At 64.4% G+C, this 20,532-nt stretch carries 16 protein-coding genes; 6 read left to right on the top strand and 10 right to left on the bottom strand.

Annotated features, from left to right (window positions below; all coding sequences use genetic code 11):
• Positions 1-123: 123 nt before the first annotated feature.
• Positions 124-1,614: an ethanolamine permease gene (eat, locus tag ACTIFK_RS12745; protein ID WP_439543448.1), complete on the top strand. Its 1,491-nt coding sequence runs from the start codon at positions 124-126 to the stop codon at positions 1,612-1,614.
• Positions 1,615-1,839: 225 nt separating this feature from the next.
• Positions 1,840-2,646, top strand: a complete 807-nt coding sequence (gene modA, locus ACTIFK_RS12750) for a molybdate ABC transporter substrate-binding protein (RefSeq protein ID WP_439543449.1) — start codon at positions 1,840-1,842, stop codon at positions 2,644-2,646.
• Between the two features lie 67 nt (positions 2,647-2,713).
• Here the strand turns inward: modA and ACTIFK_RS12755 are convergent, their stop codons facing one another.
• Entirely contained in the window at positions 2,714-3,121 is a 408-nt protein-coding gene (locus ACTIFK_RS12755) for a winged helix-turn-helix domain-containing protein (RefSeq protein ID WP_439543450.1), read from the bottom strand.
• A 199-nt stretch (positions 3,122-3,320) separates the two neighbouring features.
• Here ACTIFK_RS12755 and ACTIFK_RS12760 point away from each other — a divergent pair, with 199 nt between their 5' ends.
• Both ACTIFK_RS12760 and ACTIFK_RS12765 read left to right on the top strand, forming a co-directional pair.
• Positions 3,321-4,910 carry an AAA family ATPase gene (locus ACTIFK_RS12760; RefSeq protein WP_439543451.1) on the top strand — a complete coding sequence of 530 codons (1,590 nt, stop codon included), beginning with the start codon at positions 3,321-3,323 and terminating at the stop codon, positions 4,908-4,910.
• 128 nt (positions 4,911-5,038) lie between these two features.
• Positions 5,039-5,260 (top strand): hypothetical protein, encoded by a 222-nt coding sequence (locus ACTIFK_RS12765; RefSeq protein ID WP_439543452.1) that lies wholly within the window; start codon positions 5,039-5,041, stop codon positions 5,258-5,260.
• A gap of 67 nt (positions 5,261-5,327) precedes the next feature.
• Here ACTIFK_RS12765 and ACTIFK_RS12770 read toward each other — a convergent pair whose 3' ends face one another.
• Together ACTIFK_RS12770 and ACTIFK_RS12775 are read right to left on the bottom strand one after the other, a co-directional pair.
• Positions 5,328-8,504 (bottom strand): efflux RND transporter permease subunit, encoded by a 3,177-nt coding sequence (locus ACTIFK_RS12770; RefSeq protein WP_439543453.1) that lies wholly within the window; start codon positions 8,502-8,504, stop codon positions 5,328-5,330.
• Positions 8,505-8,578: 74 nt separating this feature from the next.
• Positions 8,579-9,760 carry an efflux RND transporter periplasmic adaptor subunit gene (locus ACTIFK_RS12775; protein ID WP_439543454.1) on the bottom strand — a complete coding sequence of 394 codons (1,182 nt, stop codon included), beginning with the start codon at positions 9,758-9,760 and terminating at the stop codon, positions 8,579-8,581.
• A 268-nt stretch (positions 9,761-10,028) separates the two neighbouring features.
• On the opposite strand from ACTIFK_RS12775, the gene ACTIFK_RS12780 reads away from it, so the two are divergent.
• Positions 10,029-10,592 (top strand): TetR/AcrR family transcriptional regulator, encoded by a 564-nt coding sequence (locus tag ACTIFK_RS12780; protein ID WP_439543455.1) that lies wholly within the window; start codon positions 10,029-10,031, stop codon positions 10,590-10,592.
• 99 nt (positions 10,593-10,691) lie between these two features.
• On the opposite strand, the gene ACTIFK_RS12785 is transcribed toward ACTIFK_RS12780, so the two are convergent.
• The 3 genes from ACTIFK_RS12785 to ACTIFK_RS12795 form a co-directional block, all read right to left on the bottom strand.
• Positions 10,692-11,087, bottom strand: a complete 396-nt coding sequence (locus ACTIFK_RS12785; RefSeq protein ID WP_439543456.1) for a DUF930 domain-containing protein — start codon at positions 11,085-11,087, stop codon at positions 10,692-10,694.
• A 111-nt stretch (positions 11,088-11,198) separates the two neighbouring features.
• Complete coding sequence (locus tag ACTIFK_RS12790) at positions 11,199-11,441, bottom strand: hypothetical protein (protein ID WP_439543457.1); 243 nt, start codon at positions 11,439-11,441, stop codon at positions 11,199-11,201.
• Positions 11,442-11,558: 117 nt separating this feature from the next.
• Positions 11,559-12,761: a DUF1236 domain-containing protein gene (locus ACTIFK_RS12795; RefSeq protein WP_439543458.1), complete on the bottom strand. Its 1,203-nt coding sequence runs from the start codon at positions 12,759-12,761 to the stop codon at positions 11,559-11,561.
• Positions 12,762-13,031: 270 nt separating this feature from the next.
• Between ACTIFK_RS12795 and ACTIFK_RS12800 the strand changes: the two genes are divergently transcribed.
• Positions 13,032-13,469 carry a VOC family protein gene (locus ACTIFK_RS12800; RefSeq protein WP_439543459.1) on the top strand — a complete coding sequence of 146 codons (438 nt, stop codon included), beginning with the start codon at positions 13,032-13,034 and terminating at the stop codon, positions 13,467-13,469.
• 91 nt (positions 13,470-13,560) lie between these two features.
• On the opposite strand, the gene ACTIFK_RS12805 is transcribed toward ACTIFK_RS12800, so the two are convergent.
• The 4 genes from ACTIFK_RS12805 to ACTIFK_RS12820 form a co-directional block, all read right to left on the bottom strand.
• The gene (locus ACTIFK_RS12805) at positions 13,561-14,802 is read right to left on the bottom strand and encodes an SH3 domain-containing protein (protein ID WP_439543460.1); all 1,242 of its coding nucleotides are present in this window, start codon (positions 14,800-14,802) and stop codon (positions 13,561-13,563) included.
• A 359-nt stretch (positions 14,803-15,161) separates the two neighbouring features.
• A complete protein-coding gene (locus tag ACTIFK_RS12810) occupies positions 15,162-15,854 on the bottom strand; it encodes a L,D-transpeptidase (RefSeq protein WP_439543461.1) in 693 nt (230 codons plus the stop codon).
• Between the two features lie 155 nt (positions 15,855-16,009).
• Positions 16,010-17,203, bottom strand: a complete 1,194-nt coding sequence (locus tag ACTIFK_RS12815) for an efflux RND transporter periplasmic adaptor subunit (RefSeq protein WP_439543462.1) — start codon at positions 17,201-17,203, stop codon at positions 16,010-16,012.
• Positions 17,204-17,219: 16 nt separating this feature from the next.
• The gene (locus ACTIFK_RS12820; RefSeq protein ID WP_439543463.1) at positions 17,220-20,408 is read right to left on the bottom strand and encodes an efflux RND transporter permease subunit; all 3,189 of its coding nucleotides are present in this window, start codon (positions 20,406-20,408) and stop codon (positions 17,220-17,222) included.
• Positions 20,409-20,532 lie beyond the last annotated feature (124 nt).

The following is a 20,532-nucleotide window of genomic DNA, read 5'->3' on the forward strand; positions in this document are numbered from 1 at the left end:
TGCTGCAAAGCCGCAAATCTCTTTTTTGCAACACGATAATTCATCGTTGCGAAGCGAATGACTGTAATTCGTCCGCGCCTGAACTACTCTCCCCCAGCGAGCAATCCTTAAGGGGAGCGGAAGATGGATACACATTCACAAGGCGTCACCTACGAAAAAGTAGATGACGCCTATTTCAAAGCACGCGGACTGAGGCGCCACGCGGGCGTGTGGTCGTTGTGGGCCCTCGGCGTCGGCGCTGTGATCTCCGGTCACTTCTCGGGCTGGAACCTCGGCCTGGCGCAAGGCGGCTGGGGCGGCTTGTTCATTGCCACCATCGTCATCGCCACGATGTATCTCGGCCTCACGTTCAGCCTCGCTGAAATGAGCCCGGCCATGCCGCACACCGGCGGCGCCTACTCGTTCGCGCGCACCGCCTTCGGCCCATGGGGCGGCTTCCTCACCGGCTTGGCGGAAAACGTCGAATACGTCATCACGCCGGCCGTTATCGTGTTCTTCATCGGCAGCTATGCCGCCGCCATTCTTGGCGCACCGGCGGAGTCACAGCCGCTGTTCTGGATCGCCTTCTACATCATCTTCGTGACGCTGAACTATGTCGGCGTGGAATTGTCATTCCGCTTCTCCTTGATCATCACGATCCTGGCCCTGCTTTGCCTTGCCGTGTTCAATCTCAGCGCAATTGGGAACATCGACTTCGGCCGCTGGGCGCTGAACATCGCACCCGACGGCACCGAACTCCCGGAAGGCAATGGACCGTTCCTGCCGTTCGGCACCTACGGCATTCTTGCCGCGCTGCCGTTCGCGGTCTGGCTGTTCCTCGCGATCGAGCAATTACCGCTCGCCGCCGAGGAATCGGTTGATCCGAAACGCGACATGCCGAAGGGCATCATGGCCGGCATGTTCACCCTGCTGGTCTCTGCGTTCCTCATCCTGACGCTCAACCCGTCGGTGACCGGCGTCGGGTCGCACAAGCTCGGCGCTTCGGGCGAACCGCTTCTCGACGGCTTCCGCGCTCTCTACGGAACGGAAATCGCCACACTGCTTGCGATCGTCGCCCTCACGGGCCTGATCGCGAGCTTCCACACCATCATCTACGCCTACGGCCGCCAGATCTATTCTCTGTCGCGCGCCGGCTACTTCCCGCGTGCACTCTCCGTCACGCACGGCGAGCGCAAGACCCCGCACATCGCACTCTTTGCCGGTGCGTTGCTGGGTCTGGCAGTCATGTTGGCCGTGTGGTTCGCCGAAGGTGCCGACAAGGGCGCTCAGGTCATCGGCGGCACGCTGCTCAACATGGCGGTGTTCGGCGCCATGTTCTCCTACGTCATGCAAGGCTTGACCTACATCAAGCTGAAGCGCGACTTCCCGACGCTTGAACGCCCCTACAAGAGCCCTGTCGGCGTAGCCGGCGCGGCCGCGACGGTGGTCATCGCTCTGGTGACGATCTACATGCAGCTGCAGGATCCCGTGTATCGCGTCGGCGTCTATTGGGTGGCCGCATGGTTCGCCATCGGCATCCTCTATTTCGCACTCGTCGGCCGGCACAAGTTGATCCTGTCGCCGGAAGAAGAGTTCGCTCTGACCAAGGGCGAAAAGGCTTACGAAACGCACTAAGCGAAGCGCACGCGCTTTGAAGTGACGGAAGCTCGCGGGCGGCTCCAGCCTCCGCGAGCTTCTTTTTTTGCCCGCGCCGTCTGCAAAAGCGCGCGCCATCTCCAATATATTTCTCCTTCCGGCTCCAAGGGCAACAACTCGGCACCCGCCCCGGTGCGCACCCTTGACAAGCCCACGCGCCCGTCGCTGTATCCACGAATATACAGCCAGGACAGGACACCCTACATGCGCCGAACGCTCCGATTGACGATCGCCATGCTCGCCCTCGCCTTTGCGGGCGCCCCGTTCGCCGCCGCCCAGGACGCACGCCCCGCACCCGACACGGCCGCCGCCACGAAACCCGTCGTCGTTTTCGCCGCCGCCAGCCTCAAGAACGCCCTCGACGGCATCGTCAAGGCTTATGAGGCCAGCACGTCGAAAAAGGTCACGCTCTCGTTCGCCGCATCGTCGGCCATCGCCAAGCAGATCGAATCCGGCGCACCCGCCGACCTGTTCATTTCGGCCGACCTCAAATGGATGGATTGGCTCGCAGAGCGAAAGCTGATCGACGCCGGCTCGCGCAAGACCCTGCTCTCCAACACGCTCGTGCTGATCGCGCCGAAGGACAGCACCAAGACGCTCAAGATCGAAAAGGGATTTGCACTTGCCGAAGCCCTGGGCGACGGCCGCCTCGCGATGGGCGATCCGACCTCGGTCCCGGCCGGAACGTACGGCAAAGCCGCGCTGACGGCTCTCGGCGTGTGGGACCAGGTGTCCGGAAAGGTGGCCGGCGCCGAAAACGTGCGCGTGGCGCTGACGTATGTGGCGCGCGGCGAGACTCCGCTCGGCATCGTCTACGGCACCGACGCCAACAGCGAGCCCGAGGTGAAGGTGCTCGACACCTTCCCGGCCGATAGCCACCCGCCGATCGTCTATCCGGTCGCTCTGACGGCTTCGTCGGCGAACGCCGACGCCAAAGCCTTCCTCGACTATCTCTCGTCGGCGGACGCCGCCAAGATTTTCGAGGGCCAGGGCTTTACCATCGTCAAATAAGCACCCACGCCCATCTTTCCGGCCAAGGGAATCCCGGTTCGCCGTCAGGCAACGCGGCCGCAAGCGTCTAAACGTCGTGAAAATCCTGCTCGAAGGCCGCCAGCTCGGCGCACGCCGCTTCGGCTGCGCGGTCTTCGATCCGGCGGTAGGCGGCCAGCAGGGCCTGACCGAATTCGGTCAGCTGCGCCCCGCCGCCGTGCGCGCCGCCCGCCGCCGTGGTCAGGATGGGCTTCTTGAACAGCCGCCCGAGCTCATCCGCCAGCATCCACGCCCGCCGATAGCTCATGCCGAGATCTCGTGCCGCCGACGAAATCGAGCCCGACCGCGCGATTGCATCCAGCAGGTCGGCCTTTCCGGGCCCGATCTGACGGTCAGCTGAAAATACGATCCGAAGCCGCAGCGAGGCCCGCGACAGCGGGCCCTTCTTCGCGAGAAGTTTGCGGGCCGACGCGGCTGGAGTGGTTTTTTTCGCCATCAGGGTGGGATGATCTTTTTCGGTGCTTGCCGAATTCTAACGCGCGCCGCGGCAGGAAGCGAGGCCGTTCGCCAACACCGGCCCGCCGTGATCGCCTCTTGCCAGAAAACGCGTTCTGCGCGATGCCGGTCTGCCCAATGACGACGGGCCGCGGCCGATACCGATCCGCCGGCCGCGCTCCTCTCTTGAAAGCAGCGCCATGCCAAGAGAACGCCTGAGCCACCAATTCACCGACGCCGCCACCGAAGAGGCCGAGCTGATCGGGTTTCTCTTCAACCCGGACACCTATCCCGACTGCGCCGGAGATGTGTCGTTGATCGAGACCCACGCCGCGCGCGTCTTCCTGGCCGGCCGCAAGGCGATCAAAATCAAGAAGCGCATCCGCCTCCCTTTTCTCGACTTCACGACGCTTGCGCTGCGCCACATGGCGCTCAAGCGTGAGCTGGACCTGAACGCCGCCCATGCGCCCGACATCTACGGGACGCTCGTGCCGATCGGCCGCAACGCGGATGGCGCACTGGCTTTCGGCGGAGAAACCATCGTGGACTACGCGCTCGTGATGAACCGCTTCAACCAGGACGACCTCCTGGCGCATCGGGCCGACAGCGCGCTTCTCCCATCCCCCATCGCCAAGGCGCTCGCCGATATGGTGGCGCGATATCATCGCAGCATTCCGCCCGTGCCCGGTCTCTCCGGCGCCAAGGTCATGCGCGATACCGTCCATCAACTCGCCGACGCGTTGACCGACGCCGCCCCCCGCTCGATCGCGCGCGTGATCGAAAAGTTTTCCCGCATGAGCCGCGACGAGACCGCCCGCCTCGCCCCTCTTCTCGATGCGCGCAGTGAAGCCGGTCTCGTGCGGCGCTGCCATGGCGATCTCCACCTTGGGAACATCGTGTTGATCGACGGCCACCCGACTGCGTTCGACGCCCTCGAATTCGACGAGCGGCTGGCGACGATCGACGTTCTCTACGACTTGGCGTTCCTGCTCATGGACCTCGACGTGCGCCTCGACCGCGCCGCCGCCAACGTCGTCCTCAATGCCTACGTCGTGGCCGAGCCGGCGGGACGCGAAATCGATGGACTGCGCGCCTTGCCGCTATTCCTCGCGACGCGCGCCGCAGTGCGCGGTCTGGTGGCGTTGGAGCAGGCCCTGCAACGCGCGGAAGGGCGGGACTCTCACCTGGTCGCCGTCGCCCGCTCTTACGTCGCGGCCGCCAATGAATACCTCGAGCCGAAGCCCCCCGTGCTGGTGGCCATCGGCGGCCTCTCGGGCACGGGCAAGTCGACGCTCGCCGCTTCTCTCGCGCCGCTGATCGGCCCCGCGCCGGGAGCACTCAGCTTGCGCACGGACATCGAGCGCAAACGCATGTTCGAGGTTCCGGAAACGCAACGCCTGACGGCTGACCATTACGCCGAGCAGCTCTCCGACGACGTCTATGCCGTGATGTATGAAAAGACGGCACGGGCGCTCGCAGCCGGTCACGGGGTCATCTTCGATGGCGTTTCATCGAAGGCCACGGAACGCGACCGGATCGCCGAGATCGCCAGCGAATCGGGCGCCGAATTTCACGGCCTCTGGCTCGAAGCCTCGCTCGAAACGCAGATCGCGCGTGTTGAATCGCGTCACGGCGATGCCTCCGACTCGGACGCAGCCGTCGTGCGCGACCAGTTCGAGCGCGGCGTCGGGCCGATGACGTGGACGCGTATCTACGCAAACGGCACCGCCGCCGACACGCTCGAGCGCGCACGGGCCGTTCTCGGCATTGAAGACCTCTCGTCACTCTAAGCGCCGCGCCATCGGCGCAGCCCGTGTTCCCTCCGAAACAGCAACTGGCGCGAAAGCGGGTGATAATCCGTGCGCGACCTACCTGGGTCAGCCCGCTTCGCAGCGATTGTCAAAATTGGGAGAAAGCCATGCGCACCATCATCGCGACGCTGTTGTTCGCGTTCGCCGTCTTCGGAATGAGCTCGCATCATGTCTATGCCGGCGACGACCGCGCCGAAGCCATGGAGGAGATGATGGAACAGAAGCAGGAGATGGCGAAGAAGAAAGCCAAGATGATGAAAAAGGCCGCGAAGCAGAAGGCCAAGATGCAGCGCAAGGCCCTGAAGGCAAAAATGCACGCGCTCCATTGAGCGCACGCCTCGTGCGCTGAACCTTTATCGATCTCAAGCCCGCCGGCCAATATCCGGCGGGCTTCGCTTATTCCGCAGGGGCGGGATGCGGCTCTGCGTCGGCGCGCGGCTTGCGGGTGAACACCCCGCCGAGCCAGCGGCAGACCACGTAGAACACCGGCGTAAAGATGAGACCGAACACCGTGACGCCGATCATGCCGGCGAACACGGCCGTACCGAGCACCTGACGCAGCTCGGCGCCCGCACCCGTCGCCCAAACCAGCGGTACGACGCCCAAAATGAAGGCGAGCGACGTCATGATGATCGGCCGCATGCGCAGTCGCGACGCTTCCGTTGCCGCCTCGAACCGGCTCTTGCCTTGCGCTTCGAGCTGAGCCGCGAACTCAACGATCAGGATGGCGTTCTTCGCCGCAAGCCCGATCAGAACGATGAACCCGACCTGCGTGAGAATGTTGTTGTCCTGCCCGCGCAGGATCACGCCGGTGATGGACGCAATCAAGCTCATCGGCACGATCAGGATAACCGCGAGCGGCAGCGTAAGACTTTCGAACTGCGCCGCGAGCACCAGGAACACGAACACGACGCCAAGTGCGAACGCGAACACGGCCGTGTCGCCCGCGCGGATTTGCTGGTAGGCGATTTCGGTCCACTCGTAGCTGAAGCCCTGAGGCAGCGTCTCGGCCGCCAGCTTCTGCATCAGATCGATCGCCTGCCCCTGCGAGTACCCGGGCGCAGCGGCGCCGTCGAGTTCGGCCGCCGGATAGAGGTTGTAGCGAGGAACGCGGGCGGGGCCTGAAATGTCCTGCACCGTCGTGAACGTGCCAAGCGGCACCGCATCGCCCGCCGCGTTGCGCACACGGATCTTGAGCACGTCCTTGCTGTTGGTGCGGAAGTCGCTGTCGGCCTGTGCCGTGACCCGGAACGTGCGCCCGAGCAGGTTGAAGTCGTTCACGTACGCCGAGCCGAGATACGTCTGCAGCGCCGTGAACACGTCCGTGACGTTGACGCCGAGCATCTGCGCCTTGACGCGGTCGATATCGAGATAGAGCTGCGGTGTGGAGGTCTCGAACATCGAGAACACTTGGCTGAGGCCGGGCGTTTGCGCGGCCTTCGCCATCATCGCGCCGACCGCCTGCTGCAGCGCCGCTGGACCTGCGCCTCCGCGGTCTTGCACCATCATGCGGAAGCCGCCTGCGCTGCCGATGCCGCGCACGGGCGGCGGCGCGACGACGAGCACCATCGCCTCCTGAATGGTCGAGAACTTGGCCAGCAGCGCCTTCTGGATGGCTTGCGCCGAAAGCTCCGGATTGCCCGCGCGCTCTTCGAACGGCTTCAGCACGACGAACACGGCGCCAGAATTCGAGGCGTTGGTGCGCGTCGCACCCGAGAAGCCGACGAGGTTCACCGCATGCGCCACACCGGGCACGTCGAGCGCCAGTTCCACGGCGCGCTTGTTGACTTCGTTCGTGCGCGCCAAAGACGACGCGGGCGGAAGCTGCGTCACCGTAATGAGGTAGCCGCCGTCGACCGCTGGAATGAACCCGATCGGCGTCTTCCTGAATTCGTTCATGCCGAACGCCAGCAGTCCCACATAGAGGACGAGCATCACGACCGCAAAACGCACCATGCGCGCCACCAGCCACGAGTATCCGCCCGCGAGCTTATCGAAGCTCCAGTTGAACATTCGGAAGAAGGCGTTGAGCGGCATCATCAGCCAGCTCTGCTTCTGGTGACCTTCCACGTGCGGCTTGAGCAGCATGGCGCAGAGCGCCGGCGACAAGGTCAGGGACACGATCAGCGAGATCACCGTTGCGCCGGCGATGGTGAGCGCGAACTGGCGATAGAACTGCCCGGTGATGCCGGTGATGAACGCGGACGGCACGAACACGGCCGAGAGCACGAGCGCGATTGCGACAAGCGCTCCGCCGACTTCCTCCATCGTGCGATACGACGCCTCGCGCGGGTCCATGCCCAGCGCCATGTTTCGCTCGACGTTCTCGACCACGACGATGGCGTCGTCGACGACGATACCGATGGCGAGCACGAGTCCGAACAGCGACAGGTTGTTGAGCGAGAACCCGAACGCTGCGAGCAGAAAAAACGTACCGATCAGCGAAACCGGAATGGCCACGATGGGAATGATCGCCGCGCGCCATGTCTGCAGGAACACGATCACGACGAGCACGACGAGCACGACCGCCTCAAGGATGGTCGTCATCACGGCGTCGACGGACTGCTGAATGAATTCGGTCGGATTGTAGATGATGTCGTACTTTACGCCCTTCGGAAACGTCTTGGACAGATCCGCCATCGTCGCTTTGATCCGCTCCGCGGTATCGAGCGCATTCGATCCCGGCAGCTGGAACACGCCGAGGCCCACAGCGGCATTCTTGTCGAGGTAGGAGTTGAGGCCGTAGTCGAGCGCCGCCAGCTCCACGCGCGCGACGTCCTTGAGCCGCACCACAGACGAGCCGACCTGCTTCACGATGATTTCGGAGAACTCGCCCGGATCGGCGAGCCGGCCCTGCGTCTGCACGGCCACCTGGAACGCGCCGGGCTGGTCGATGGGCGGCTGATTGAGAATACCCGCCGCCACCTGCACGTTCTGCCGCTGCAGCGCCGTCGTGACGTCATTTGCCGTCATGGCCAGCGATTGCAGCCGGTCCGGATCGAGCCAGACACGCATCGAATAATCGCGGCTGCCGAACACGGTGATCGAGCCGACGCCCTCGATGCGGCTTAGAACGTCGACGACGTTGACGCTCGCGAAATTCGAAATGAACAGCGTGTCGCGCGATTGGTCGGGGGAGTACAGATGCACGACCATCAGCATGTCGGGCGAAGCCTTCGCCACGGTGACGCCAATGTTGCGCACGTCGGCCGGCAGGCGCGGCTGCGCGATCGCCACGCGGTTCTGCACCTGAACCTGCGCCGTATCGAGATTGGTGCCGAGGTCGAACGTCACCGAAATCGTGAAGCGTCCGTCGCCCGTCGAGTTGGACGAGATGTAGAGCATGCGCTCGACACCATTGATCTGCTGTTCCAGCGGCGCGACGACAGTCGATGCGACCACCTCGGCGCTGGCGCCCGGATACTGGCCGGTGATGTTGACGACAGGCGGCGCGATGTCAGGATACTGCGCGACAGGCAGGCGGCTGAGCGCAACCGCACCGACGATCACGAACACGATCGAGATGACGCTGGCAAAAATCGGCCGGTCGATGAAGAAGTGTGAAAGGCGCATGATCTGCCTGCCGCTTTGAGCGAATTAAAACGCCCGGCTCCGGCCTTGCGACCGGACCCCGCGGCGAAAAAGGATCAGTTCGTGCCGACGACCGTATCGGTCGGCTTGTTTTCGGCGGCCGCCTGCTCCGGCGCGACCTTGCTGCCGGGCCGCACGCGCATCAGCCCGTTGACGACGACCGAGTCGTTCGCGTCGAGCCCTGCCGTGATGACGCGCATGCCGTCGATGACGGGCCCGAGCGTCACGTACTTCGGAGTGGCCACGTCGTCCTTGGAGACGGCATAGACGAACTTGCGCACTTGTTCGGTGCCGATGGCGCTATCGGGCACCAGCAGCGCGACGGCCGGCTTGGCGATGGCGATCTGGATGCGTCCGAACATTCCGGGCGTCAGCTTTCCATCCGGGTTCTTGAACTCGGCGCGGCCGCGGATCGTGCCAGACGAGCGATCGATCGCGTTGTCCACGAAGTCGATCTGGCCCTCGTGCACGAAATCCTTCTCGTCGATCAGCTTGAGCTTGACCGGCAGCGACATGCCGCGATTGGCGTCACGCGAGGTCGCGGTGGTCGCGGCGCCGACGTACCGGAGATAGGACGCCTCATCCATGGTGAACTCGAACCGGATGGGATCGATGGACGCCACAGTAGCCAGCAGCGTCGAGTCCATCGCGACGAGGTTGCCGATCGAGACACGCCGGTCGCCGATGCGCCCAGAAATGGGCGACTTGAGTTCGGTGAACTGGAGGTCGAGTTCCGCCTGCCGTACGGCCGCATTCTGCGCCGTGACGGAAGCTTCCGCCACGCGCTTGGCCTGCGTTCTCTGGTCGAGGCCCTGTTGCGTGATGGTCGTGCCGCGGACGAGACTTTCGCCACGCTTGAGGTCGGATTCGGCGAACGCGAGGTTGGCCTCGGCCTGCTCATGCGCGGCCTTGGCCTGGTCGAGCGCGGCCTGGAACGGCCGGCGGTCGATCGTGAACAGCGCATCGCCCGCCTTGACGAGCTGGCCGTCCTTGAATTCGATATGGTCCAGATAGCCGGACACCCGCGCCCGGATCTCGACGAAATCGAAGGCGACGAAGCGGCCCACGTACTCGTCGTAGTCGCCGACGAGCTTCTTGATCGGCTTTGCCACCGTCACCTTGGGCGCCGGAGGAGGCGCGCCGGCCTGACCGGCCGGCTGATCCCCGCCGCAAGCCGAGAGCGCGAGCGAGGCAACGAGCGGAAACACATAAAAAAAGCGCGACGTACGAGGCGGCATGAGCCCTCCAGCGCGAAGCAAATCTCGTCTCGGACCTGAACCAGAATGGCGGGCAGAAATGGGTGCACCAGCGCCGGATTTCCGAGAATCAGACTACGAACCTTGCAAAGCGAATTTGATCCGATGACAAAGTCGAACGACTTGTGTTAGGACGTTACTGACCGGTAACACCCTACTAGGTACCGAGCGGCAACAAGACAGTCAAGAGCGGATGGCCAATCCACTGGAGCAATCTCGTCGCATGACTACGGAGGGACCTTGCGGTCCCTTGCCGCCTCCGCGTGAACGGATTCTGGCCGCTGCCCGTGATCTGTTTTATCGCCACGGCGTGCATTCCGTCGGGGTCGAGACGATCGCGGAAACCGCCCAAACCAACAAAATGACGCTCTACCGTCATTTCCGTTCCAAGGACGACCTTGTCGCGGCCTATGCCCGGGAGCTTGCGGCCGAAGGCGATGCACTGTGGCCCGCGCTCGCCGCCGCTTATCCCGACGATCCCGCCCGCCGTCTCCAGGGATGGGTCGATCACGTCGAGGAAATCCTGACCAACCGGTTCGAGCGGGGCTGCGCGATGGCCAATGCCGCCGTCGAACTTCAACCGGGTCACCCGGCCCGCGCCGTCATCGAGGACTACAAGCAGCGCAAACGCGAAAACCTCGTGCGGCTGTTTACCGAGGCCCATTACCGGGAACCGGAAAACCTGGCGGATGAAGTCTTCCTGCTGTTTGAAGGCGCCCGGATCAGCATCCAATGCGGCGGCCGAGGGCCGGCATCCCGAGTCGTCAAGATGCTGCGCGATCTCCTGGATCGCGCGCCGCGGGCAAAGCCGTAGTCGTCCGCACGCTGGAGTGCTTCCGGAAATGTGGGAGCCCGTCATGGCAAGGCCACGCGGCGCCACAGCGTCCGGTTAGACGCTCGACAACGCAAAGATCTAGCGCCAAAGCCCAACATCTTCCCACGTGTCCGGCGGAATCTCGTCACCCAGCTCGAATGTGAATTCCAGCGCCTTGAGCTGATCCGGCGAAACGGTGCAGTTGAAGGAAAGCGCGAACCAGTGTCCTGCGGAGCGGACCGCCGCCCCCTTGGCCGAAACCCGGTTGCCGTCGAATTGTGCGCGCTTGAAGGTGTCCGGCATCAACCGGTCCGCCTTGGCGAGACGCTTGTCGCGCCGCACCGCCTCGAGACCTCTCACGGCACAAACCTGATGAGCGCGTTCGTCCGGCTCGAGCTTCATGAGCGATCGTTCGAGCGATCCCGCAGCCTGAACTGCATCCGCGGCGCTCAACAACGCGATCAGTGTCACGAGCTTCAGACACGCTTTTGGCACCGGCCCCCCTTTACGCATGCGGAGGCTGACAGGGATCAAGGAAATGTGGCGGTATTGAGCAGAAAAAAGCCGTGCACAGACTAGACTTACCGCGCGTCGGGCTAGGAATGCTTAGCGGTCCTTGCCGCCGTCCGGCGGACCAGTTGGCGGGGGCTGATCGGAGGTTTGATTGGAGGCATGTCCCGACGCCCGCAACGGATCGATCCCGCTCTGGCTCCGCTGTTCCTCCCGGGCCTCCTCGGCTTCTTCGAGGCTGCTGAGTTTATCGATCATGCGCCAGGGCATCGGCCGCTGCACGACCGCGTCGTAAACGCGATGAAGGGTGCCTCCCAGGTATTTCATGATATCGGTCATTGGACGGAAACTTCCGAGCGCGAGCGAAGTTCCGCCGCCCACCGCTCAGCCGTCCAGTAGAAAAGCAGCGGGCGACCGAGCCGCCCGCCACCGGAATGACTTGCAACGGTCAAACCGTTACTGTTCGTCGACCAGCATCACCACCTTGTCCGCCTTCGGGTCGACGATAGCAATCTGGTCGTCCACCACGAAATAACGGCAAGCGGCGAGCTTTCCAGTCCGCGAGACGACCGGCGCCGGGAAGGTCAGCAAATCGATGTCGGACGGAACATCAAAGCCGACCGTCACGTTGGCGACCTCCGCTTCATCGGTGAGCTGGATCGAGCGCAGGATATCGGCACGCTCGTCGTCCGTCAGCGTCAACGTCGCCGAGCACAGAGCCACACCACCGCCACTGCCCCCGCCGGCATGCTCCGCACCACCCGGCGCGGGCAATACGGCGACGACCTCATACGTAACGGGATCGCAGATCACATACTCGTCGTCCACGTAGGCGTAGACGTAGCCTTCATACTCCGGAACGACCTCAACCACGGTAACAGGCACGGGTACGAAGTCCCAATCGTGCGGCAAGCGCCGGCCGATGGAAATGTCGATATCGACGTCGACTCGCCGTTTCGCATCATGCCGGTCGTGGAAAGCCGAACGCACGCGCTCGCCGCGATCACCGCTCAAGTCGGCCTTCTTGGCCTCGTCTGGAGGCTTGCGGTCGCCGCGAGCCTGATCGCTGTCCGCCGCCTTGTTGCTGTCAGGCTTCGTCGCCTTGGGCTCGGCGGCACGCTGTTGGGTGTCCGTCTTGTCGTCCGCCTTGCCGCCAGCATCGTCCGTTTTGGCCTGCGAGGCGCCTTCCTTGGCATTGCCCTTGGACTTGTCCTGGGCTGCCTTCTCGGTTGATTTGTCTTTGCGGTCGGCGCGGGCCTTGCTGTCGCCGCCCTTGCCGTCGTCCGCGGACTTCTCGCGCTTTGCGCCGGCCGGCTTGTCGGGTGCATCGGCCTTGCGCGGCGCCTTGCCGGCTTTATCGGAGCCGCCGGCGTCGCCGTCGTCAGCCCGGTTTTCTTTCTGTGCGCCGCGGGGCATGTCCGGCCCGGCACCATCGGAGGTGCCCTCCGACGCACCACCCATCGCGTCTCCGCCGCCGCCACGATCGTTACGCGGCATCATTCCGCCACCGCCATCTCCGGGCTTACCACCGGGCGCACCGCGCTCCACGCCCTGTGCGGGGCCGGACCATCCGCCGCCGCCGCGCTCATCCTGCGCAGTGGCAATCGTCGCGCTCCCCAACAAGAGGAGCGAGGCGAGACATAGGGTCGGTTGATTCATATGCGTCTCCTGCGTTTCCGTTATCCCGACCCATTGGGTTCTGAACAGCGGCAACTGGAGAAGGTTCCGGATCGCGGACGTAGGCGTGCTTGCGTCCGCGAGAAAACTGGGTGGCGGTCCGATGCTGTCCGGCCGGTGGCTATCACGGCTCGCAGAATTGTAGACATGTGGACACGACCGCACGTCCACATGTCATCATCTGTCGGTGTAGGAGGCACCTCAAGCGTCCATTGTTAGACTTGCCGGAACGACACATTGGAGATTGGAAACATGGCGCTCAAGCGGATGGACAACGTAGGAATCGTCGTCGAAGACCTCGGAGGGACGATTGATTTCTTTCGCGAACTCGGCCTCGAGCTCGAAGGGCGGGCCACGATCGAAGGAGAATGGGCCGGACGTGTCACTGGACTGGGCGATCAGCATGTCGAGATTGCCATGATGCGCACACCGGACGGCCACAACCGGCTTGAGCTCTCCCGCTTCCTCACGCCGCCTGTCGTCGCAGATCACCGGAACGCCCCGGTCAACGCCCTAGGCTACCTCCGCGTCATGTTCACCGTGGACGACATCGACGAGACGCTTGAAAGGCTCCGCACGCGCGGCGCCCAGCTCGTAGGCGAAGTCGTCCAGTATAAAGACGCGTATCGGCTCTGCTACATCCGTGGGCCTGAAGGGCTTCTCATCGGACTCGCCCAAGAACTCAGCTGAGCGCAATGCGAAGACAAATGGCGAAGAGTGACGCGTCAGCCACTGACATTCTCAAACGGATTCTAAGCAGAAAATTCGTGACAAATGGAAATCAGGGCTTCGCGAGGTAGACCGCGCTGGACGACGCCTGACGCGGATTCTCCTCGACCAGATAATAGCTGTGCACCCAGCCCCGGGCACTGCCGTAGCGGATCGGACACCAGTCCTTCTGGCACTGCCCCGTGACCTCGAGGCGACGCCCGGTGGCCGGAATGGTCGCCACCAAGGCCTGCTCTTCCGACGGTCCGCGCCGGATATTGAGCACGTCGTTATCCTCGACACCGCGGACCTTGTAGAGCGGCACGTCACGCGTCGCCTGCGCGCGGGGCGCCGCGGCTTGGCGCGGCGCAGCCGGTCGGGCCTTCGGCAATGACAAGGCTGGTGTCTTGTCGGCTGCGGCCAGGGACCGCTTCTGAGCGGGCGCGGGCTTCTCGACCGTCGCCGGCGTCATCGCAACGTTCACAGCCGCTTCCGTCGCCGGTACCGTGCGGGAGGCGGCCTTCGCGACGGCCGTCGGCTCGTTCGCTGCGTCAGGAACGGTTCCGCGCTCGAGGCCCACGCGCGCCGAGGCTTCGAGCAAGCCTGCGCCGCCGAAGCGCATAATCGGCTCCGCGGCGAATTCGGCGACCGGCACCGTCACGTCGGCGCGGGCTTCGACGATGGGCGGCGGACTATGGACAGCGGCGGTTTCGAAAACCTGCTTGCGCACTGGATCTGGAATACCGTCATCGCCTGAGGCGGTGGCGGAAGGAGAGGCGACATCGGCGGAAGCCGCAGTCGAAACAGACACGGGCGTCGCATGCACCGGTGCCGTCTCGATCGGCGCGGCCCGCGCCGCAGTGGCCTTTGACGACTCCTTCGGCAACGCGGCGACCTGTTGGACCACGTCCGGCTTCGGGCTCGGCTTATCGGGTTTCAGCGCTTCGACGAGCGTGGCCGTGCCCGTCTCGCCGTCATCTTTTTTCCAGTAGAGACGCGAGCCGTCCCGCGAAACCGTGATGCAGCGCACCTCCGCATCGAACCAGCGGAACCATTTCGAGCATAAGCGGTCGCCTTCGACCCACCAGCGCCCACGATCTTTCTTCGAGCCGAGGATGGGCGCCAGATCGCCGGCCTCTGCCGATACGAGTCCGTCGCTGCCGAATTGAATGGGGAGCTTTGTGCCGAGCGGCGTGTCGAGTTCGACGAGCGAGCCGGAAAGGGCCTTGAGACCGTCGCCGCCAAGCGGGACCGGCTCCGCGAACGCGGCTGTCGCCCCTGACAATAGGCTGATGACGATGAACGGCCTGAGCAAGAATCAACCCTGACGCTGCACGATTTAAGGATCGAGCCTTCATCCTACATGAGTGTGGCAGGAACACGGTCCGGTCCGCATCACCTCGAAAAACGGCGCAGCGGCGGCCCACCCTAATCATTAGGGCGGGAGACGTTGCCAAATCGTAAATTTTTAGGAAACAACGCGCGCCGCCGCAAAATCGAGGCATGCGGCCCGCCTCGGCGGCACGGGCGTTTGAGGCAGACGGATCCGAGGCAAATGGATCCAAGGCACGCGGCCTCGGTTGCCTTCCTGCCCGGCCCCGCTTCCCTTCCTGCCCGGCATGGTGCCGCCGTGAGCATCCCGGCCATGAAAGCGTCCGGCTCTGATCGCCGGCATCACCTCAGCACGGTGCCGTCGGTTCTCGACGCGGTCGTCTTGCTGTCCTGATCGCGCGCCGCGAGCAGCGGGTCGGCGAGCACCACCGTGCGTGAGCCATTCGGCACACGATTGTAGAGATCGATCACGTCGTGATCGAGCAACCGGATACACCCGCTCGACGTCGCTTTGCCAAGCGTACTCGGCCGTCCGCCGCCATGGATGCGATAGAGCGTGTCGCGGCCATCCTGATAGAGATAGAGCGCCCGTGAGCCGAGAGGATTTTCGGGTCCACCCGGCATGCCGCGCGCGAAAGGCGCCGTGCGGGGATCACGCGCCACCATCTCGGCAGGCGGCGTCCACGTCGGCCACGCCGCCTTCCGCGCGATTGTCGCGACGCCGTTCCACCCGAAGCCTTCGCGCCCGACTTCGATGCCGTACCGCATGGCGCGCCCGTTCTCGCCGACGAGATAGAGGTATCTGTGCGTCGTATCGACGACGACCGTGCCGGCTGGCTCGGACGTATTGTACGCGACCTGCTGGCGGCGGTATTTCGGATCGAGCTTGCCGAGATCGGCGGCGGGAATCGGAAAACGCTCACCACCGAGCGCCGCATAATTCCTGCGATCAACGTCGGTCGCATCGTGCGCGATCCCAAGCCAATCAAGATCTCCCGTCGCGCATCCCGACAGAGAGACAGCCAATCCGATCATGACAATCCAGCGATGAAACACGGTGCAGACCCCGAAATTTGATGTGTGCCTGCGCCGGTGTGCTGAGCTGAGATTATGGGAAGCTTAAGGGATCGAGATGTCCGTTGAGGTGTTGCAGATCGGCCGCCCGCAGAAACGAGCGGCCGCGCGAAACATCACTTGGCGTCTCCCGCGGCCCGCGCCGTCGGCGTGACGATCTCGACTTCATCGCCAACCCGAAGCAGTGCGTTCGGACTCACGATGACGCGGTCGCGCACGGTCAGACCCGTCGAAATGACGACGCGCTCACCGAGATCCTTCGCCACGGCAACCCTCTTGAGCTCCACGCGGTCGTTGTCGTCCGCCGTCGCCACCATCTGCTCACCTCCACGTGTCAGAAGCGTATTCGTCGGCACAGTCACGGCGCCGCCGGCGGCCGGCAGCTCGATCATGACCTGCCCGCTCAGCCCTGACGGAATGCGGCTTCCGGGATTCGGCATCAACAGTTCGGCACGCATGGTATTCGATGCCGGATCGATGGCCTGCGAGATGCGCCCGACGCGCGCCGTCAGCAACTGCTCGGGCAGCTCGGCGAACGACACCTTCGCCGCCGCGCCTTTCTCAACGGCGAGCGCGTAGGACTGCGGCACGTCGATCTCGATCCTGAGTTCGTCGAGATGCGCGATGCGCAGCAGGAAATTGCCTTGCTGGCCGGACTCGGCCGACACCCGATCGCCCCGCTCCACCTGCCTCGCGACCACGGTGCCGTCGAACGGGGCCCGCACCGTCTGGAAGCTGCGCACCTCCTCGAGACGTTTCACTTCCGCGAGCGCCGCCGCGAGGTCTGCATCGGCCCCCATCTTGGTTGCGCGCCGTTCATCGAGCATCTGCACCGACACGTGCCCCTTGCCGACGAGACTTTCTCCGCGTTCGAGCGTCGCACGCGCCAACTCCAGCCGCGCCTTCATCTGATCGATGGCCGCGCGGGCCCGCAGCAATTCCTGCTCGACCTCGGGCGCTTCGATCACGACCAGCACATCGCCGGCCTTGACGCGGTCGCCGATATCGACACGCCGCTCCGCAACGAAGCCGCTCGCACGCGATAGGATGAGCGCCTGCTCGGCGGGGGCCGTCCGGCCGGCCAGCGTCAGCGTGCTTGTCCCGCTCGCGGGCTCCGGCCGGACGATACGCACCGAACGGAGAACGCCGTCGGCCGATTTCGCGTCCGACTTCGACGCGCCCGGCTCCGGCTTGAGCCCAAGCGCCTGCGCCGCCTGTGTGAAGAGTGCTGCGCTCTTCGGCTCCACCGACGCCCAGAGCGCAACACACGCAGCAATCGCGACAGTGATGCCGATCGATCTCGCCTTCATGATCAAAGCTCCGTCGTCATTCTGCTGGCACTCGCGCGCTCTCGGGAGCGCTTTCGCCTGCGGCTTCGGGTGTTGCAAACGTCCGGCCGAGGCCGGCCAGCGTGGAAAAAAGGAACGGCACGAATGTCAACGTCGCACAGGTGCCGAAGACAAGCCCGCCGACGACCGCACGCCCAAGCGGAGCATTCTGCTCTCCGCCTTCGCCGAAGCCGAGCGCCATCGGCAAAATTCCGACGATCATCGCCGTCGCGGTCATAAGCACCGGCCGCAAGCGGGTCTCAGCCGCATCAACCGCGGCCGGTATCGGCGCGACACCCTCCAGCAGCCGGTCGCGTGCGAAACTTGTCACGAGCACGCTGTTGGCCGTCGAAACACCGATGACCATGATCAGACCCGTCAGCGCCGGCACCGAGAGCGGCGTCCCCGTGATGTAGAGCGCGAACAGCGCGCCGGAGATGGCGACGGGTAGCCCACCCATCGCGATCAGCGGCATCATCCAGGATTGAAAGTTCACCACCATGACGAGGTAGACGAACACCGCCGCCATCAGCAGCCCGCCCAGCATCTCAGCATACGCCATCTCCATCGACTGCGCCTGCCCCGCCATTTCGATGCGGTTCGCAGGCTTCAGGCGTGGCTTCAACTCCGCCACGGCGGCCGACACGTCCGCATAGACCCCGCCGAGGTCGCGTCCCTGAACGTTGGCGAGAATGGTGGTCGTCGGCTGCAGCGTCGTGCGGTCGATGTTTGCCGGGATGTTCCGGAGCTGCAGCGACGCGAACGCGCGGAGCGTCACCGGCTGCCCCCCGGCCGACGGGCGCACGGGCGTATTGAGAAGCTGCTCGAGCGACGTGAGATGCGTGGGCGGCGCCACCACCTGCACCGTGTAGGACACGCCCTGCGCCGGATCGACCCAGAAGTTGGGCGAGACCGTCCCGGATGCGCCCAGCGCCGCGAGCAGCGCCGTCGCGGCGTCTTGCGGCGTCACGCCGACCTGCAGCGCGCGCACGCGGTCGATCTCGAGGTAATAGGACGGAAGATCGCGCACCTGCCGCTGCGCGACGTCGACCGCGCCGGGGATCTGACGCATTCGGGCCATGAGATCGCGCGCAATTTCCGAGTTGCCGAGCACGTCGCGGCCGATCAGCCGCACTTCGATGGCCGTCTGTGCCGATCCCGCGAGTGTCTGCGCCGTGGCGTCCGCCGGGCGGAAATACGTGATGAGGCCTGGAAACTTCGCCTTCAGCATGTCGCGGATCTTCGCGACGTAGAGCGCCGTCGGCGCGTGTTTGTCGGCGAGCTGCACGAGGATCTCGCCGTCGAAGGAGCCGATCACGCCGCTTTCCACCCACGCAAGATTGATGGGCTCCGGGCTGCCGATGTTCTCGGCGATGAAGCCAACTTCGTCGGCCGGGATGACACCGCGGATCTCGCGCTGCACCTCGGCGAACGTCTGTGCAGTTTCTTCAAGCCGCAGCCCGGTCTGCGCCCGGACGTAGATGCGGATCATGCCGGCATCCGTTTCCGGAAAGAACTCGCGGCCGAGGTTGCGCGCCGAGATCGCCCCGAGCCCCAACGCGAAAGCGAGCCCCGCCAGCGGAATGATCTTCCAGCGCAGCAGCAGCGCCGCCATGCCGGCAACGAACCGCTCGAGAAACCTGAGCAGCGCCTCAACGCCGGCCGCAAAGCGTCCGAAGACACCCGTTCCGGGCGCGCCGTGAGGGGAGGCTTCCGAAAGCATCAGCGTCGCGAGCGTCGGCACGAGCGTGCGCGACAGGACGTAGGATGCCGCCATCGCGAACACGACAGAAAGGGCTAGAGGCACGAACACGAATGCCGCCGTCCCCGTCAGAAGAAACAGCGGCGAGAACACGATGCAGATCGCGAGCGTCGATACGAACTCCGGGAACGCGACTTCGCTCGCGCTCTTGAGCACCGCATGATTGAGCGGCAGCCCGGCTTCGAGATTGCGGTTGATGTTCTCAATCTCGACCAGCGCGTTGTCGACCAGGATGCCGATGGCCAGCATCAACCCGCCAAGTGTCATGAGGTTGAAGGTGTTGCCGGTGGCCGCGAGCCCCGCAATCGATGCCAGCAGCGCCAGCGGGATCGACGTCAGCACGATCAGCGACGACCGCCAGCTACCTAGGAACACCAGCACCACGAACGCGACCAGCAATCCCACGATCACCGCTTCGACCATCACGTTGTTGATGGCGCGCGTCACGAACACCGACTGGTCGAACACCGGCGCGATGGTGATGCCTTCGGGCGCGGCCGCCTGCAACTCCGGCAGGCGCGCCTTGATCTGGCTGATGATATCGAGCGTCGAGGCGTCGCCGAGCTTGAGGATCGACACGATCACCGCGTTCTGGCCGTTGAGGCGCGCGAGATTGCTTTGCACCGCCTGCCCGTCCCGCACGCTTGCGACTTCCGACACGCGGATCACCCGGCCATCGATCGAGCGCAAGGGCAGATTTGCGAAGTTGGCGACCGTCTCCGGGCTGGCGTTGGTCGTGATCGCGATTTCTCGCGTCCCGACCCGCAACGCACCAGACGGCAGCGTAAGATTTTGCGTCGCCGTGGCGCGCGCGATGTCGGCGGCCGAAATCCCGTACGCCTGCAGGGCCTCCGGCTTGAGATCGATCATCACCTGGCGCGACGCTCCACCGTAAGGGAGCGTCAGCCGGAGGCCGCGAATGGACTGGATCTGTGCGCGAAGCTGCAAGCGCGCGTAGTCGTAGAGCGCGCCGTCCGTCAACGTGTCGGAGGCCAGCACGAGCTGGATGATGGGCACGCTCGACGGCACATACGGCACGATCAGCGGCGGGTTGGTGCCCGTCGGCATGCGGCGCAGGATGGTCTGGCTGACGGACGTGACCTGCGAAAACGCGCTCGTCACATTCGTTCCCGGCTGAAACGCGATCCGGACGATGCCGACTCCGTTGATGGTCTCGGAGCGCACCTCGCGCAGGTTGTCGACGTTGTTCATCACCGCCAGCTCACTGAACGACGTCAGCTTGCTCGCCATTTCCTGCGGATTGAGGCCCTGGTACGTCCAGATGACGTTGATGGCAGGGATGTTGACGGGCGGCAGGATATCCGTGGACATGCCGCGCCCCATGAGGCCACCGACCAGCAACAGCAGGATCGCGAGCACGCCTACGCTGTGACGATGGCTGATCGCGTATTTGACGATCCACATGTGATGCCCCAACCTGAGATCGCCGCTCGGCCGGCCAATCGACCCCGCCCTCGAGGCGACCTCTAACAGTCCAGATTAAGGCAAGCTTAAGGGTGGGTAGCGTTCGCTGGGAATGAGCGGTAGC

The sequence above is a fragment of the Hyphomicrobium sp. genome (genome assembly GCF_051860585.1).
Classification (GTDB): domain Bacteria; phylum Pseudomonadota; class Alphaproteobacteria; order Rhizobiales; family Hyphomicrobiaceae; genus Hyphomicrobium_C.